Raw genomic sequence first — 18,027 nt, forward strand, 5'->3', positions numbered from 1 at the left:
TTAACGAGGATGTAAATACCGCATGCTCGCATAAAAATATGTATTTAGCACAACTTAATAATAATAATGATAGGGACTAATATCCATGGAAACCCAACAACAGCCTTCTGCAGGCTACCGGCGCTACGTTCTATTGATACTGACACTCGTCTATGCCTTTAACTTTATTGATAGACAGATTATTGGCATTTTGTCGCCATTTATTAAAGAAGATCTTGGTTTAGATGATGCAGAATTAGGTTGGCTGAAAGGTTTTGCCTTTGCGTTACTATATACGGTTGTTGGCATTCCGATTGCTTGGCTAGCCGATCGCTATAGTCGGGTAAATATTGTCGCCATATCACTGACAGTTTGGAGTGGCTTCACTGCATTATCGGGATATGCTTCTAACTTTACTCAACTTGCTTTAGCGCGAATTGGTGTGGGTATTGGTGAAGCTGGCGGCAGTCCTCCTTCGCACTCGATGATTTCTGACTTATATGATTCAACAGAAAGGGCAAAAGCGCTTGCTATCTATTCTCTTGGTATACCTTTTGGCATTATGGCCGCTTATTTTGCAGCGGCTTTTTTCCTAAAAGGTGGCAATGCAGACTGGCGCACAGTCATGTTGGCCGTTGGTGTGCCCGGTGTAATACTGGCTATTATCATGAAATTAACTATTAAGGAGCCGCAACGGACGGTAGCGCCCAGTGGCAGTACTCAAAGCATGTCCCTTAAAGAAGCAATCAAAACCTTATTGAAAATACCGACTTGGTGGGGGATGTGTCTCGGGATCTCTTTTGGTTCGTTTGGCAGTTATGCAATATCCACGTGGATAATTGACTTTTATGTGAGAGTACATGGCAATATAGAGATACAAGATTTACTCATCTCATTTGGTATCATTAATGGTACAGCTTATGCGGCTGGTGTTTGGCTAGGTGGCGTTATCGCAGACCGCTGGGGTAAAAAAGATCGCAAAGGTTATGCTTTATTACCCACGTATGCAATGATCATAGGCGTACCATGTTTTATAGTTGCTTTGTACGTGGGTAATGCTTGGCTTTCTATTGCATTGATGGCTGTCTTATTGACAACAAGTGGTATGTATTTAGGACCTTGTTTTGCTATTGCACAAACCTTGGCACCAATAAATGCTAGGGCAATGTCCACTGCTTTATTCTTTTTTGTACTCAATATCATTGCCTTGGGTGGTGGTCCAACGCTAGTGGGTATCGTTAGTCAAATGTATACTGAGCAAATGGGCAGTGCTGAAGCACTCCGTTTTTCGCTCACCTTATTGATTGTGCCCTATGTTTTGTCAGTGATTACCTTTTATTGGGCATCAACTACCATTAAGCGTGATTGGGCCGCTGCCGAAAAACGACAAGCGGCTGCATAAAAAATAGCTATTTTTGCTGATTCATCAATAGTGTTAGTTCTGATTGGTCAGCAAAATTAGCATCCCAATGGGCTAATTTTCTGTTCATTAGAAAAAACCATAAGGGCGGAATCAGAGCAATAGCTATGCTAGAGATGTATCCGTTTATCATAGTAGGTGCTTGTGGTAACGACTTTAATTGTTCAAATGGCACACTTGCGTTGGCATGGTGATAAGAGTGTCTAGGAAGGTTAAACATAGCCCAACAACTCATTTTACGGTTGGTATTCCACGAATGTTTTGGTTTCACCGGTGCTTTTACGTCGCGCACTAAACCATAGTGTTCAATGTAATTAACAATTTCTAAAATAATCTTTGCACTCAAACCAATCGCAAAAATCATCGCCATTCCCTGCCATGAAAATAGGAAGAGCGCTACTAACAGAATACTTAATGACATTAGGTATCCTCTAATAAAAATGTTGTGGTAGCTAAATATTGATTTTTTTGTTCTTTTGAGGCGTTTTACTTCGATATTCCAAGCTGACTTATTGGTTAAGAAGAGGGCATACAATACATGTAAATAAACACTACGACCTCTCGGTGAAGTCGCAGGGTCATCCTCCGTTGCAACTTTTGCATGGTGGTTGTAAACATGCTCAATCGAAAAATTAGCATCAAGACACATGCTCATTAACCAACGTCCTGCGCAGACATCTTTTTTACTCGAGATTCGGTGGACTAACTCGTGTCCGACGACGCTTGCGACACCGCTAAGCAAAAAACCAGCATAGATGACGGCAATGCCAATTTGCCATATATTAGTTGCCTGTTTTGCAGCGAACAAATCGTAGCCAATAATATTACTTAAATCCTGCATAATTGCATGGTTTGCAGGACTTACCAGCCAAGCACAAATAAGTAATAAACAAAGTGCTAATGGTATAGCACTATAAAGCATTGTATTTATGAAGTTCTTATTATTAAGTGTTGGCTCACTATAATCGTCTCCTAAAAACATATCACCTAGCACATAAAGTAATATAAAAAATAAAAAACCGACATAGATGAAATTTCCGCCGAGCAATAAGAATATGAAACTACTAACAGCAATGCCATAAAAATGGAAAAACTTTAAATAATGCAACATGGTAAACCCTCCCGTTATATCAATTAAGCACCAATATTTTGCTGTTTAAATGAATAAATAGTGAGTACCTTGCTTGTCTATATGGAGTCATTTATTGCCATTTGGCAAATATTGCACTAAATTATCATTAAGCATATTAATTTGATAACACAATGAAAAATTTACCAACTTATTATTTTGGTCACTTAATTGCATTATTGCGCGAACGCAACATTGATGTGGATTCATGGCTTTTAGATAAAAAACTAAATGAAAAAAGTCTTTACACCCTCAATGGGAAAGTAAATTTGGCAGATTTTGAAGACTTAATGCAAATTGCATTAAAAGAAGATGCTCAAAAAACACTTGGGATTGAACTAGGGCATCGCTTACAAATTGCGCATCATGGTACATTTGGTCTAGCGTTATTAAATTGTGAAAACCTGCAGCAAATTATCGATTTTGTAGCCAAATATTTAATTATAAGGATCCCATTTATTGAAGTTAATTATATATATCAAGGCGATGAAATAGTCGTTCTAGCGAAAGATACCTTTTGGAAAGGTGAATTACATGCCTTTGTTATTGAGGCAGTTACCGCAGCCATGTTCAATTTGTTTGCTGCTATACAGGCTCGTGTACCTGACTTATATATTGGACGAATTTTCTTTGATTACAAACAACCTGAATTTGAAAATAAATACGCCTGTTTTGAAAGTGCAGAAATTACGTTTAATCATGCGTATTGCGGTATCGCAACAAACCATAAATTAATGCATAAAAGCATACCTGGCGTGGATAAACTTAGTTTTTTACAAGCAGAGCAGGCTTGTCAGTTAGAGTTAGAAAAATCGTTAGAATTTACCAGTTATGCGGGGAAGGTGCAGCAGATCCTGATGCAGACTAACACTTATAGACCTAAATTACCTGAGGTTGCAAAACAATTAAATATTAGTCAGCGCACACTAGACAGATATTTGAAACAAGAACAAACCAGTTTTAAGCGCTTATTGGATCAGCATCAAGCCGTTCAAGCGAAAGAATATCTTTTGGTGTATGGATATTCCATCAGCAAAACCTCTGTTATGCTGGGTTTTTTGGATTTGGCTAATTTCAGGCGTGCTTTTAAACGTTGGTATCAATGCTCACCCACAGAATTTATTGAAAAAAATAGTACTTAAGTTACTAGGGATTTAGTTAATATGTCATCAAGTCAGGTTCTTCATTTTGCCCATGCAAACGGTTTTCCAGCTGAGAGTTACAATAAACTGTTCAAACAACTTACCCCCAGATATAAGGTTATTGCAAAAGATAAATTTACTCACAATAACGCCTATCCACTTAATGATAATTGGGAAAGTACGGTTGATGAATTGGTTGATTATACCGAACATCATTTAACGAAAGGTGAAAAGGCTATCGCGGTAGGGCATTCTTTTGGAGCGGTTATTTCTTACAAAGCAGTTTGCAAAAGACCCGACTTGTTTAGTCAATTAATTATGCTCGAACCTCCTTTAATTACAGGTATCACTAGGCTCCTTTTTAAAATTGCAAAACGTACTCGTTTCATTAACAACATTACCCCCGCTGGCATCACTCAAATTAGAAAACAAAAATGGTATGCTGACCAAGACCTATTCGACTATTTTTCTAAAAAGGCACTCTTCAAACACTTCGACCCAGAATGCATTACAGATTATATTAGTGCCGCCACTCAGCAAAATGGTGCTTATAAAGTACTCACTTTCGAAGTGCAAAATGAAGCAGACATATTTAGAACCATTCCTCACAATTTACCGAGCTATTATCAATCGTTGAAAGTCCCTAGTACCTTGGTTTCTGCTGAATATACAAATGTATGCGTACCTTATTTAAGAAAGCCATTCTTAAGACATAACAACAACATGAAGCATATTGAGTTTGCTTCAGCAGGTCACATGTTTCCACTTGAAAAACCAATTGAAGTTGCTAGTCTTATTGAAAATATCGCACTTTCTCAAGTTACTTAGAAAATTCGGTCATACAGGGGGCTTTTTATGAGTACGTTAAAAACACGGGTAAACGATGAGTCTGTTAAAGCATATATTGATTCTCTTGTGCATCCAACTAGAAAGCAAGATGCACTAATTCTGCTTGAGGTATATTCTAGAGTGACCGGGCAAAGCCCCAAAATGTGGGGGACATCAATTATAGGTTTTGGTGATTACTCATATGAGAACAGCAGTAAAAAACGCCAAACATGGTCACGAGCGGCTTTTTCACCAAGAAAAAACTATATGAGCTTGTATCTAATGTTGGGTGTTTTAAAACACCCCGAAAAATTAGCAGGATTAGGTAAGTTTAAACATGGTAAATCGTGCTTAAATATCAACAAATTAGCTGACGTCGATATGAAAACATTGGAAGAATTAGTCGCATTAGACTGGTCATGTATGAATGAAAAGTACCCCTAATAGAAGGGGTGTTTTTCACTTACAGACATTACTACATTTGCCCTAGCATTTCTCTGGTGACTAATACCACGCCATTTTCTGAGACCCTAAATCCTCTGGCTCTGTCTTCGTCATGATTCACACCTACTTCGGTGTTGTCAGGTAGGTTGACACCTCTGTCTATTATGGCTTTTCTAACAATGCAGCTTTGGCCAATTTCAGCTTCAGGTAAAATAACTGTTTCAGTAACTTCACTGTATGACCTTACTTTTACATTTGAAAAACAAAGGCTGTTTCGTAAAGTTGCACCTGACACAATACATCCACCAGAAACTACTGAATTTAAAGCTTTTCCAGAACGATCATGCTCATCCCATACAAACTTTGCTGGAGGAAGTTGCTCTTGATACGTCCAAATAGGCCAAAGTTTATCATAAAGGTTGAGTTCAGGGACTGGCGCGACCATTTCCATGTTAGCTTCCCAAAAACTATCTAAGGTTCCTACATCACGCCAGTAAGAGTCATTTTTTGCACTCTTTTTAAAGTCAAATGCGCACACTTTATGGTTGTCGATGATACTTGGAATGATGTCTTTACCAAAGTCATGGTCCGAATCAGGATTAGCAGAATCCCTCTCAAGTTGTTCAAACAAAAACTCAGTATCGAAAACATAGTTTCCCATTGATGCTAAACAACTATCGGGGTCATCAGGTATACGAACAGGATCACTGGGTTTTTCGATGAAGCCAGTTACCTGATTGTTTTCATCAACACCAATAACGCCAAAAGCATTTCGTGCTTGTTCAACAGGGACAGACATGCAACTTACTGTCATTCTGGCTCCAGATTCTACATGCTGAGCAAGCATTGGGCCGTAATCCATACGATAAATATGGTCCCCTGAAAGTATCATTACGTATTTAGGCAGTTCTGTTCTGATGATGTCAATGTTTTGATATACAGCATCAGCGGTACCTTGGTACCATTCGTCTGAAAATCGCTGAGATGCAGGTAATATCTCTACCGATTCTCCTAATTCTTTTTTGAAGTGTCCCCATCCTCGAACTAAGTGGCGTATTAATGAGTGTGATTTGTATTGTGTCAGTACGCCAATACTGCGTATCCCAGAGTTTATACAATTAGATAAAGGGAAGTCGATGATTCTAAATTTACCGCCAAAATATAAGGCAGGTTTAGCTCGCCAATTTGTGAGTTCATGAAGTCGAGAACCACGCCCTCCCGCAAGAACGAGCGCATAGGTATCACGAGTTAAATTACTGATATAACGATTATTTGGATTTGACATACTTTACTTAACTGCAATAGGGATATATTTCTATCCTAAAGTATCTATTATGGATTCGCAATCTTGTTTTTAGTGTTGCTAGCGATTTTAAGCAACTGAAGTTAAGCGCTTAGTGCAGCGCCTACTTTAGACTGGTTTTTTCTATTGAGTTTATGACTAATAGAAGCGCCCACTTTTATGAGAGAACTAAGGTCGACACCCGTTTCTATATTCATGTTATTTAGCATGTAGAGTAAATCTTCTGTGGCAATGTTACCCGATGCGCCTTTTGCATAAGGGCAACCGCCTAAACCAGATACTGAGGCATCAAAGCTAAATATGCCTTCTTGCAGGCCAGTAAGTATATTGGCCAATGCTTGCCCATAGGTATCATGGCAATGCAAAGCAAGTCGCGAAGCGTCTATTTGAGAGAGTAATAATTGCAAAAGTTGCTTACATTTTAACGGTGTTCCCACGCCAATTGTATCGCCTAACGATACTTCGTAGCAGCCCATTTGTAACAAGGCCTGGGTGATGTCAAAAACAGCTTGAGCAGAGATCTCACCTTCGTATGGGCATCCAAGTACGCAAGAAACATAACCACGCACAGGGATATTGTCGCGTTTAGCTTCATTTAATACTGATTCGAACCGTTTAAGACTCTCGGCAATGCTACAGTTTATATTTTTGTGGGAAAAACTTTCTGATGCACTAGCAAATATCGCTACAGCATCAGCATTTGCCGATTTTGCAAGATGATAGCCCTTAAGATTTGGCGTAAGTGCACTATAAGTAATATTTTTTTTACGTTTAATTTGTTTTAAAACTTGATCGGAATTAGCCATTTGAGGCACCCATTTAGGCGAAACAAAGCTTCCAGACTCTATATGCTGTAAACCGGTTTTTGATAAACGATCTATTAGGTCTACTTTGTCTTCTATGGTGAGCGGTGATTTTTCATTTTGTAGGCCATCACGCGGTCCGACTTCAATGATATTCACTTTTTGAGGCAAATCAGTATAATCACGCACTACACTAATCCTTATCTTGTTTCTTCATACTAAGTAACACGCTACCGCCATCGACACGCTCTCCAACAGCACCATAGCACTCTGCTATTTGGCCATCAAAAGGTGCTTTTAAGCTATGTTCCATTTTCATCGCTTCAACTATTGCCAACACTTGATCTTTTTCAACATTCTGTTCTGGCGCTACGTTGATACTTACAATCGTTCCATTCATAGGGGCTAAAATATCACCCACATCATTTGCGCCATCGTTAGTGCCAAGCTCAGGCAAAACTTTGTCAATACGAACGCTTCCTAAATATCCTTGGACCCATAATGTTGTGGCATTTTGATAATATTGAAACGAATAACGACCGTTTTCTGCGTGTACGGTTAGCTTGTTTTGACCCATATTACTAAAAAATATGTGATGCTTATCTGCGAAAAATAAATCAATTTTGTTCTTTTCTAAATATTGACAGCGAATTTCGTATTTGGTACTTCCGTACATAAATAGTATGCATTCTGTTTTATAGTGATTTAACCTAAAGTTAAACGATAACTCATCTTCAGAATGATCACTGGTGAACGCAGTTTGTCCATTACCATGGCTTAATATATTGCAAATCGCAGCTTGGTATTCAGGTGCCAATTTGCTGGTCGCATTGTCGATTTGTTGCTCATGACGCTCGATAAAATCTGTAGTGAGCAGTGCATTTTGAAAAGCGCTAGTGGTTAGTACTTTGTTTAAATAAGGAATATTTGTGGTGACACCACAAAGTAGATATTTGTTAAGACTTGCAACTAACAAAGACAAAGCTTGCTCGCGGTTAGGTGCATGAACGATAAGTTTTGCAATCATCGGATCGTAGTAAATTGATACTTCGTCACCACCAATGACACCAGTATCTATCCTAACATTATTAGTTGCAGTGGGTTCTACAAGAAATTCAATTTTACCGGTGCTAGGCAAAAATTCATTATCAGGGTCCTCTGCATATATACGCGCCTCAATGGCATGACCGTGACAACTTAACTCTTCCTGTGTTTTTGGTAGTTGTTGGTTATTTGCTACCATTATTTGCCATTCAACAAGATCTTCTCCTGTTATTAACTCTGTCACAGGATGCTCAACCTGCAAGCGAGTATTCATTTCCATAAAGTAAAATGCGTTATCATGGTCTAGCAAAAACTCGACTGTGCCTGCACCACGATAATCTATAGCAAACGCTGCTTTTAAAGCAGCTTCCCCCATTTCTTTTCTTAACTCTTCACTTAAGCCCGGTGCTGGTGCCTCTTCGATAATTTTTTGATGACGCCTTTGAACAGAGCAATCACGTTCAAAAAGATAAACGCCATTACCGTGTTGATCACAAAACACTTGAATTTCTACGTGTCTAGGTTCGGTCAAATACTTTTCTATCAACATATGATCATCACTGAAACTGTTCATTGATTCTCTTTTTGCCGCAGCAAGCGCTGCAAAAAAATCATCATCTTTCCAGACTTGTCTCATGCCTTTACCGCCGCCGCCAGCAGCCGCTTTTAGTAACACTGGATAAGTCATTTTTTTAGCTTCAGCATGTAAAAAATCAGGGTCTTGATTATGCCCATGATAACCAGGCACTAATGGTACACCGGCTTTTTCCATTATAGTTTTGGCCGCTGACTTTGAACCCATAGCGCGGATTGCTTCTGATCCGGGACCGATAAATATTATATTTGAGGCCTCGCATTTGTCGGCGAACCCTGCATTTTCAGATAAAAAACCATAACCGGGATGAATTGCATCTACATTTAAGGCCAAGGCTTTCTCGATAATCAAGTCACCTTTTAAATAACTTTCGGAGGAAGGAGCTGGACCCAATAAAATAGCCTCATCGGCCAATTTTACATGTTGAGCATTTACATCTGCCTCTGAGTATACAGCAACGGTTGCGATACCTAGTTTGTTCGCTGTGCGTATCACACGACAAGCGATTTCACCTCTATTTGCTATCAGTAACTTTTTAATCATCTTTATTAACCCAATTTGGACTGCGTTTCTGTAAAAAAGCCTGTATTCCTTCTTGACCTTCTACAGAGGTTCTTGCGTTGGCAATAGTATGGCTTGTCATGTCCATTAAATTGTTATTAATAGGCAAATGTTGTATTTCATTAACTAAGCTTTTAGATAGCGAAACCGCATTCGGACCGTTTTTCAAAATTTTGTCTACAATAGCGTTAATCTCTTCATCAAGTTCCTCTTCACTAACCGTTTCACTAATTAAGCCAATTCGTCGTGCCCGACGAGCTGAAATAACTTCAGCGGTCATAAATAACCGTTTTGCATAGCGTGCGCCAACAGCATTAATAACATACGGCGAAATAGTTGCTGGTAACAAACCAAGTTTTACTTCGCTTAAGCAATATTTACTCAGTTTACTAGCTATGGCGATATCACAACATGCAATTAGGCCAACCGCACCACCAAATGCAGCCCCTTGTATCCTAGCTATAGTTGGCTTTTTAAGAGTAAAAAGTTTATGCAGCATCAACGCCAAATTTTTTGCATCAGCAAGATTTTCTGCATGTGTATAACCGGCCATTTTTTGCATCCATTGCAAATCAGCTCCTGCACTAAAGGTTTTGCCCTCTGATTGCAGAATCAATACACGTACATCCTGATTTATCTGTGCATCATCAAAACATTTTATAAGGTCAGAAATAACTTCCTCATCAAAAGCATTGTGCAGGCTAGGGCGGTTAAGCGTAACTTTAGCGACCTGGTTTTCAACTGTATAAATTACTTTTTGCATTGTTCATTCACTATGTATGTTTTTTAGCAAAATTGTTTGTCAGAAATAAATAGCAATACGGCAATAATTGCTATTTCAAGGTATCAATTTACATTCTAAAGACACCAAAATGCGTATCATCAAGCACTTGATTACTGGCGGCTGATAACGCCAATGAAATTACACTTCGAGTATCTTTTGGGTCAATAACACCATCATCCCATAATCGTGCGGAAGCGAAATACGGATGACCTTGCTTTTCGTAGGTATCAATGACCGGCTGTTTAATGGCTGAAACTTCGGACTCAGTCAAAACTTGTCCATTGCGCTCGGCTTGGCTTACTTTAACCTGAGATAAAACTCCCGCAGCTTGTTCTCCACCCATTACAGAAATTCTTGCATTTGGCCACATAAATAAGAACCTTGGATCGTATGCTCGCCCGCACATTCCGTAATTACCAGCACCAAAACTGCCGCCAATTAGTATGGTGATCTTTGGCACTTTTGCACACGCAACTGCCGTCACCATTTTTGCACCATGCTTGGCGATACCGCCTGATTCGTATTGTTTACCAACCATAAAACCAGTGATGTTTTGCAAAAATATCAAGGGTATTTTACGCTGACAACACAACTCAATAAAATGTGCTCCTTTTTGCGCAGATTCTGAAAACAATATGCCGTTATTTCCCAAAATACCGACTTCATAACCGTCGAGTCTAGCAAAACCACACACAAGCGTTTCACCATAAAGCGCCTTAAATTCATGAAAATCACTATTGTCTACAATACGCGCAATGATTTCTCTTACGTCATAGGGTTGCTTGCTGTCTTTTGGGATAATGCCGTATATTTCATCGCTCGCGTATCGCGGTAGCGCCGAAACATGTCTTTTTAAGTGTGTATCTGAATCTCGATTTAAACGAGCAACGGCATCACGTGCAATGGCTAACGCATGTTGATCATTATTCGCCAAATGATCTACTACACCAGATGTTCTGCAATGTACATCTCCACCACCTAATTCTTCTGCACTTACCACTTCGCCAGTCGCTGCTTTCACTAACGGCGGCCCACCGAGGAATATAGTACCTTGTTCACGTACGATAATTGATTCGTCTGCCATCGCAGGCACATAAGCACCTCCGGCAGTGCAAGATCCCATCACCACAGCAATTTGTGGGATATTTAATGCAGACATGTTCGCTTGATTAAAGAAAATACGTCCAAAATGTTCTTTGTCTGGAAAAACCTCGTCCTGACGAGGTAAGTTTGCGCCTCCAGAATCAACCAAATAAATGCAGGGAAGATTGTTTTCTGCGGCGATAGTTTGAGCACGAAGATGCTTTTTCACGGTTAGAGGGTAGTAGGTACCGCCTTTAACAGTGGCATCATTAGCGACAATCATACATTCGATTCCCGAAACTCTGCCGATGCCTGCTATTACTCCCGCGCATGGCACATAGTCTTCATATACTTCCCAAGCGGCTAATTGCGCAATTTCCAAAAAACTGGAATGTTTGTCTATAAGTGCTTCGATTCGCTCTCTAGGAAGTAATTTACCTCGTGACAAATGCCTTTGGCGTGAAGCTTCACCACCACCTAGCAAAATCTTTTGCACAACATCTTGTAAATCTTTTACTTGAGACTGCATTTGAGCCTTATTTTTAGCAAAATCTTCACTATTAGTATTTATTTTAGATTCTATAACAGGCACGTAAATACCCCTTTTGCATATAGATTAGTATTATTATTTCCGGTGATATTACTTCCGAGGTGGTAAGCATCAGCAAGCATAATTATCGAGACTCATTAAATAATTCTCTACCAATCAGCATTCTTCTTACTTCTGAAGTGCCGGCACCAATTTCATAAAGTTTAGCGTCTCTCAATAAGCGCCCAGTAGGATATTCATTGATATATCCATTACCACCTAATAGTTGAATTGCATCAAGCGACATTTTTGTAGCGAGTTCGGCTGAGTAGAGAATCGCCCCTGCCGCATCTTTACGAGTAGTTTCTCCTCTGTCACACGACCTAGCAACAGCATATACATATGCTCTTGCTGCATTCATTTGTGTGTACATATCCGCAATTTTGCCTTGAATTAGTTGAAACTCACCAATTGATTGACCAAATTGTTTACGATCATGAATATAGGGGACTACCGCATCCATACAGGCTTGCATTATCCCAAGAGGACCGCCAGACAGTACTAATCTTTCGTAATCTAGACCACTCATTAGTACTTTAACACCGCCACCAACATAGCCTAAGACATTTTCAGCAGGCACTTCTGCGTCTTCAAAAACTAATTCACAAGTATTGGAAGAACGCATACCCAATTTGTCGAGTTTTTGTGCTTGGCTAAACCCGGGGGTGGTTTTTTCAACGATAAATGCCGTAATACCTTTTGAGCCTGCGCTAGTATCCGTTTTTGCATAAATAATAAAAGTTGATGCATCTGGTCCATTGGTTATCCACATTTTGTTGCCATTCAGGATATATTTGTCACCTTTTTTATCGGCGCGGAGTTTCATGCTTACAACATCTGAGCCAGCATTGGGTTCACTCATCGCTAGCGCGCCGACGTGTTCTCCACTTACCAGAGATGGTAAGTACTTTTCTTTTTGTGCTTGACTACCATTTTTAAAGAGCTGGTTAACACACAAATTTGAATGTGCACCGTAACTTAGACCAATCCCCGCCGACGCTCTGCTAATTTCTTCCATAGCAATAGTGTGGGCTAAATAACCCATGTTGGACCCGCCAAACTCTTCACTTACAGTTACACCAAGTAGTCCCATATCGCCAAATTGAGGCCAAAGTTGGTTAGGAAAAGCATTGTTTTCATCTGCAGACTCAGCAAGCGGAGCAATCTCATTTTGAGCAAAATTATAGACATGCTCACGCAGCATATCGATATCTTCACCCAAACCAAAATTAAGAGAAGGATAGGTGGCAGTAATCATAGTAAACCTCGTTTTATTTCGTTTAATTCTTCCTGGCAGCGAATTTCTACTTCGTCTAACTCATTCATCAGCATTTGAATATCATTAAGTTGTTGTTCTAAAACAGCTCTTTTAGACTGGGTCAATTGAAGCATTATTTCTAATTGGGCGGCGGAGTTAGGATTGGTGTCGTATAATTCAAAAAGTTTTCTGATTTCCGCAAGTGAGAATCCGAGGCGTTTACCTCTTAATATTAGCTTAAGCCTTACCTTATCCTTGGCATGATATATCCTACTTTGGCCTTGTCGTTCTGGTGCGATTAAATGTTGTTCTTCATAAAAACGAATTGACCGGGCGGTAACGTCAAAATGCTTAGCTAATTCGCCGATTGAATAGGTGGTTTTTGAATTCATAATACTATTGTTCATGTGTCAACGATGTTTTGTATAATAAAGATAGTTGCATGTTTTACGTCTCAAAACCCTCTGCAAATCATTGCAACAGAAAATATTTTCTAGGAAAAATGACATAATGACTTTACGTTTACGTAAAGTCAAGTTAACGTAAACCTAATCTGGGTAAAAAGATGTAGAAAACGACTTGTTTAAAGGAAAAAAAATGGATGAAACTATCGTAATTGTGAATGCAAAACGCACCCCGATGGGTGGTTTTATGGGTTCATTAGCAAGTGTTGATGCCCCTTCGTTGGGCGCTTATTCAATAGATGCTTGTATGCAAGATATCAATAAAAGCATAGTTGACGAAGTTATTATGGGTTGTGTGCTTCCTGCTGGTCTTGGTCAGGCACCGGCGAGACAAGCTATGTTAGCTGCAGGTTTGCCCGTCAGAACAGGTGCGATGACGATCAATAAAGTCTGTGGTTCAGGCATGAAGGCCGTTATGTTAGCGCATGATTTAATCAAAGCCGGTAGTGCTGAAATTGTGGTTGCTGGAGGAATGGAAAATATGAGTGCTTCCCCATATCTATTGCCTAAAGCTCGTGCTGGCCACAGAATGGGACACAGTATGATGTTCGATCATATGATGCGGGACGGATTGGAAAATGCTTATGATGCAAAAGCAATGGGGTGTTTTGCTCAAGAGACAGCTGATAGCGAGGGCATAGATAGACTAAGCATGGATGATTTTGCGATAAGATCATTAAGCTTGGCAAAAAGTGCAATTGAGAACGGTCAATTTGATGATGAAATTACCCCTGTAACAGTGTCATCTAGAAAAGGTGAGTACATTGTGGATACTGATGAAGGGCCTGGCTATGCAAATATCGATAAAATTCCGTCGCTGAGACCCGCGTTTACTAAAAGCGGCACAGTAACAGCCGCTAATTCTAGCAGTATTTCAGATGGCGCTGCAGCGTTATTAATTATGACTAAAAGCAAAGCTGAAGCACTAAAGTTAACGCCCTTAGCTAAGATTGTGGCTCATGCGACACATGCCATGGAACCTAAGGACTTCACCGTTGCTCCTGTTGGGGCCATCGAAAAAGTGTTGGCAAAAGCCAATTGGACAAGTGAAGAGGTTGATTTGTATGAAATAAACGAAGCTTTTGCCATGGTGACAATGTTAGCGATTAAGAAGCTGTCATTAGATATTGCTAAGGTCAACATTAATGGTGGCGCCTGTGCCCTTGGCCATCCTATAGGTGCGTCAGGCGCCCGGATAATAGTGACACTATTGCACGCTTTAAAACGTCAGGGTGCTCACAGGGGAGTAGCATCCTTATGCATTGGTGGTGGTGAGGCAACAGCAATTGCGCTAGAACGAGACTAACTTACATTAAATAAGTGGTTCGTAAACCCAATTGTTATTCTCAATGTATAACTGGCAACTTCGGCATTCTTTTTGCCCTTCCCAGGTTTTGTTGCTTAATATAGACACGACACCTGGGAACAATTCGACATTAGCGACTATTTTTATCGATTTCGCATAATTATCGACCTGTTCTCTTAATAATTCTCTGTTTCTTGTCAGCCAAGTCAATAATTCTTTTTCTGATTCAACTTCATCGGATAAGTTTTTAAATTTTTCGCGTAATTCTACCGGTACTGTTTTAAGCTGAACGGCCTCCAAACGAGATATGTGGTCAGTATTCGCTTTTTCAAGGTGACTAATAATTTGGTTAATAGAAAGTAGTTTATGATTAATTTCTTCATAACCTTGGGTGTAATTTATGGTTAGTTTGCTGCCAGAACTAGCACCAATCGAGCCTGCTGACAGATTTTTACAACACTCAATTTCACACCCGAAAACAGATCCTGATGGTTTATCACCGGTACCAACAATGATATTCCCACTGCATTTTACGCGAGAAAAGGCGAGCTCTTTGGCGACATGCAAATCACCTTTACACTCAATATCTAAGCCCTGAGCATGCGCAAGATAAATATTGCCACCCGCGATTAAGCGGCAATCTACATCGTGCATTTTACCCATTGCGCCTTGAGTAATAATAATATCGCCATCACTTTTAATCATTGCAGACTCAACAAAACCGTTAACCGTAATATCGCCACAGGCTTGTACTACCATGTTTTCCTTAACGTCACCATTAATGATAACTGCGCCTTTGTATTGAATATTACCGGTTCCTACGTTGACGCCTTTTGATTCAAAAGCATCTTCAACCAGCACCATTCCATCAACAAATTTAGCCTGTCCGGCCATTGATGCCAGAACTAGGTTTTCGTTGTTTTCAGAGATGTGGGTATTAGATCCTAGTTTTATGGCTTCCCAAACGCCTCCAGCTGGTTCTAGTACCGAGTTCATTACGGTATAACCTTTGCGGCCCTTGGTCGGCGGCAATCTTTTTGCTAGTTTGTCTTCAGGATCAACACATAATATTTCGCCTAAATCTCGCATATCAACCTTACCACCTGTCAAAGGCTGAGGAGCAAGTATTCGATCAAGTGCGTTTGGAACAAGTGCTTTTAAACGAGAGTTCTTGCCGTTTCTAGCGGTTAATCCTTTAGCGATCACATCGCTAATAATGCTTCCACCAGATGCTTCTGCTGACAACTCTAATAGTTTATTAATTCTTTTCTCGCTGACACCTCGCTTAATACCTCTTTCGTCAATTAAGTCCAATATTTCAAAAAGAGAAGGTATTTTACCGCCATATGGAGCATGCACAATCAATTCGGCTGACATTTCGTCATTGGCGACCTGCACATCTATAAAGGCATCGCGGGTTTCTCCAATAATCGATTCTATGGTGTCATATATTTCAGAACTTAAAGCAAGGTTAACGCTGTCGGTGAGTGCCATTAGGGCTTCAGGAATAAGGTAGTATTCAACATCACTCTGATTTTGAGCATACTTTGATAGGGCTTCAATATCGAAAGAGCCGTTTAGTAGGCGCGGTTCTACATAAGCAAAAAGTGTAGTTTTGTCATCGTCAGACTGGAGTGTAATGCCTTTCATACTAATAATTTCTTCCACTTACTATATTCATAGACTATTCGACACCTTGAAAGCTCATTTTCAGATTTCCACTGATTATCGTCAATTTGTACTTTAACACCCGGAAAAATACCTTTGTTTGCCACAATCGAAATATCTTGTTTGAACGTTTTCAATTGTGTTTTTAACTCGACTATAGATACCCGAAGCCAGTTCAAAAACACGCGTTCTAACTCTAATTCCTTTATTAACTCACGTTTTTTAACAGCATTTTCATCTTTTAAGTTTAATTTATGTACGTTTTCTAACTTTTTCTCATGTTCAGTATTTTTTACAAGTAAATCTTCATACATGGTGTTCATAGACTTTAATTTTTCACTCATTGCGATATGAGGTTTAGCATAATCAATTATCAAATCACTTCCCGATATAGCACCAAGAGTACCTGCCATTACTTTCTTCGTTGCATAAATATAAGATGCGAAAATTTTCCCCAATGGTTGCTTTACTTCACCTACAATAAGGTCTTCTCCGCAATGCAACACCGAATGAGCAAGTTGTGTCATAATATTGATGTTTTTATCGGCGGTAATATCTAGTCCTTGCCCATGTTGCAAAAAGACACTGCCTTTAGCAATCAGGCAGCAGTCTTTTTCTTGAATTTTACCTGTAGCACCTTGGGTGATGATGATGTCGCCTGAAGATTTTATATACGCTGACTCAACAAAGCCATTTATTGTGACATCGCCATCAGCTTCTATTTTCATTTTTTCTGTGATATCGCCGTTAACAATTACCGCGCCACCATATTTTATATTGCCTGTAGCAACATTGACTCCTTTCGTTACAAAAACATCATCGACGCTAATTCGCTGTCTTGAAAATTTAGGTAATCCATCGATAGACGCAAATACTTGATTTTCATCTTCGATAGAAATATACACGTTAGTACCGATTTTAATTTTATGCCAATCACCATCTTGTGCCGGGACTGGTTCGCCTGTAACGGTATATCCGTTTCGTCCTTTTTTAGGAGGAATTCTTTCAGCCACTAACTGATCTTTGACAACGCAAATAATGTCACCAAAATCCCGCATATCAACCTTTATGCCTTCAGATTGTGAGGGCGTTAAAGCTCTGTCTAATGCGTTTGGCACAACAGGACGGACGATAGAACCTTTACCTGTTTTTGGTGGCAGACCCTTGGCTATTGTTGCTTTATGAAGAGTGCCGGGAGGCGCATTTGTTAAGGTTTTTATTAATGCATCTATTCTTTTGCGACTCACACCTCTAACAATGGAGTGATGACTTAGGAAAGCCATGGCTGTTGTTACGTTTGGATTTTCACCTCCATACGCAGAGGTGATTTGTAATTCAGCTTCCATTTTGTCGTCACTTAACACCACATTTAGTTTGGCATTAAATTTTTGCCCAATGATACCTTCAATTGGTTCCATGCGATCTTGTGTCAATTGTTCTTTTAAGGTATCACATAGCTCAAGAATATTTTCATCGTCTAAGTAGTAATTTGAATATTCCGATTTTCCTATATGTGCAATAAGCGCTTTTACTTCAAAATTGTCTTCGATTAGCAATGGCTCTATGGATAGAGATAGCTTATTGTCCTCTGTAGATGTATATAGGTGTATACCGTTCATATTACAGG

At 39.6% G+C, this 18,027-nt stretch carries 15 protein-coding genes; 5 read left to right on the forward strand and 10 right to left on the reverse strand.

Annotation, left to right across the window (positions count from 1 at the left end; all coding sequences use genetic code 11):
- The first annotated feature begins 85 nt into the window (after positions 1-85).
- Entirely contained in the window at positions 86-1,381 is a 1,296-nt protein-coding gene (locus tag RM552_RS04915; RefSeq protein WP_311367661.1) for a spinster family MFS transporter, read from the forward strand.
- Positions 1,382-1,388: 7 nt separating this feature from the next.
- Here RM552_RS04915 and RM552_RS04920 read toward each other — a convergent pair whose 3' ends face one another.
- Positions 1,389-2,510: an alkane 1-monooxygenase gene (locus tag RM552_RS04920; RefSeq protein ID WP_311367662.1), complete on the reverse strand. Its 1,122-nt coding sequence runs from the start codon at positions 2,508-2,510 to the stop codon at positions 1,389-1,391.
- A 152-nt stretch (positions 2,511-2,662) separates the two neighbouring features.
- Here RM552_RS04920 and RM552_RS04925 point away from each other — a divergent pair, with 152 nt between their 5' ends.
- From RM552_RS04925 to RM552_RS04935, 3 genes are read left to right on the forward strand one after another with little or no spacing between them, the layout of a single operon-like run.
- Positions 2,663-3,670, forward strand: coding sequence for a helix-turn-helix transcriptional regulator (locus tag RM552_RS04925; RefSeq protein WP_311367663.1), 1,008 nt, complete (start codon positions 2,663-2,665; stop codon positions 3,668-3,670).
- Positions 3,671-3,691: 21 nt separating this feature from the next.
- Positions 3,692-4,498 (forward strand): alpha/beta fold hydrolase, encoded by an 807-nt coding sequence (locus tag RM552_RS04930; RefSeq protein ID WP_311367664.1) that lies wholly within the window; start codon positions 3,692-3,694, stop codon positions 4,496-4,498.
- 27 nt (positions 4,499-4,525) lie between these two features.
- Positions 4,526-4,942 (forward strand): DUF1801 domain-containing protein, encoded by a 417-nt coding sequence (locus tag RM552_RS04935; RefSeq protein ID WP_311367665.1) that lies wholly within the window; start codon positions 4,526-4,528, stop codon positions 4,940-4,942.
- Positions 4,943-4,973: 31 nt separating this feature from the next.
- Here RM552_RS04935 and glgC read toward each other — a convergent pair whose 3' ends face one another.
- From glgC to RM552_RS04970, 7 genes are all read right to left on the reverse strand, one after another.
- Positions 4,974-6,227: a glucose-1-phosphate adenylyltransferase gene (glgC, locus tag RM552_RS04940; protein ID WP_311367666.1), complete on the reverse strand. Its 1,254-nt coding sequence runs from the start codon at positions 6,225-6,227 to the stop codon at positions 4,974-4,976.
- Positions 6,228-6,328: 101 nt separating this feature from the next.
- The gene (locus RM552_RS04945; protein WP_311367667.1) at positions 6,329-7,237 is read right to left on the reverse strand and encodes a hydroxymethylglutaryl-CoA lyase; all 909 of its coding nucleotides are present in this window, start codon (positions 7,235-7,237) and stop codon (positions 6,329-6,331) included.
- A 4-nt stretch (positions 7,238-7,241) separates the two neighbouring features.
- A complete protein-coding gene (locus RM552_RS04950) occupies positions 7,242-9,230 on the reverse strand; it encodes an acetyl/propionyl/methylcrotonyl-CoA carboxylase subunit alpha (RefSeq protein WP_311367668.1) in 1,989 nt (662 codons plus the stop codon).
- Complete coding sequence (locus RM552_RS04955; protein WP_311367669.1) at positions 9,223-10,011, reverse strand: enoyl-CoA hydratase/isomerase family protein; 789 nt, start codon at positions 10,009-10,011, stop codon at positions 9,223-9,225. The genes RM552_RS04950 and RM552_RS04955 overlap by 8 nt, the downstream gene beginning before the upstream one ends.
- Before the next feature lie 88 nt (positions 10,012-10,099).
- Entirely contained in the window at positions 10,100-11,707 is a 1,608-nt protein-coding gene (locus tag RM552_RS04960; protein ID WP_311367670.1) for a carboxyl transferase domain-containing protein, read from the reverse strand.
- Positions 11,708-11,789: 82 nt separating this feature from the next.
- Positions 11,790-12,962 carry an isovaleryl-CoA dehydrogenase gene (locus RM552_RS04965; RefSeq protein ID WP_432277179.1) on the reverse strand — a complete coding sequence of 391 codons (1,173 nt, stop codon included), beginning with the start codon at positions 12,960-12,962 and terminating at the stop codon, positions 11,790-11,792.
- The gene (locus RM552_RS04970) at positions 12,959-13,354 is read right to left on the reverse strand and encodes a MerR family transcriptional regulator (RefSeq protein WP_311367671.1); all 396 of its coding nucleotides are present in this window, start codon (positions 13,352-13,354) and stop codon (positions 12,959-12,961) included. Before RM552_RS04970 ends, RM552_RS04965 begins: the two co-directional genes overlap by 4 nt.
- Before the next feature lie 205 nt (positions 13,355-13,559).
- Between RM552_RS04970 and RM552_RS04975 the strand changes: the two genes are divergently transcribed.
- A complete protein-coding gene (locus RM552_RS04975) occupies positions 13,560-14,732 on the forward strand; it encodes a thiolase family protein (RefSeq protein ID WP_311367672.1) in 1,173 nt (390 codons plus the stop codon).
- Positions 14,733-14,738: 6 nt separating this feature from the next.
- On the opposite strand, the gene RM552_RS04980 is transcribed toward RM552_RS04975, so the two are convergent.
- Positions 14,739-16,382: a flagellar assembly protein A gene (locus tag RM552_RS04980; RefSeq protein WP_311367673.1), complete on the reverse strand. Its 1,644-nt coding sequence runs from the start codon at positions 16,380-16,382 to the stop codon at positions 14,739-14,741.
- A complete protein-coding gene (locus RM552_RS04985) occupies positions 16,379-18,019 on the reverse strand; it encodes a flagellar assembly protein A (RefSeq protein ID WP_311367674.1) in 1,641 nt (546 codons plus the stop codon). The genes RM552_RS04980 and RM552_RS04985 overlap by 4 nt, the downstream gene beginning before the upstream one ends.
- Between the last annotated feature and the right edge of the window lie 8 nt (positions 18,020-18,027).

It is taken from the genome of Glaciecola petra (genome assembly GCF_031846345.1).
GTDB lineage: Bacteria > Pseudomonadota > Gammaproteobacteria > Enterobacterales > Alteromonadaceae > Glaciecola > Glaciecola petra.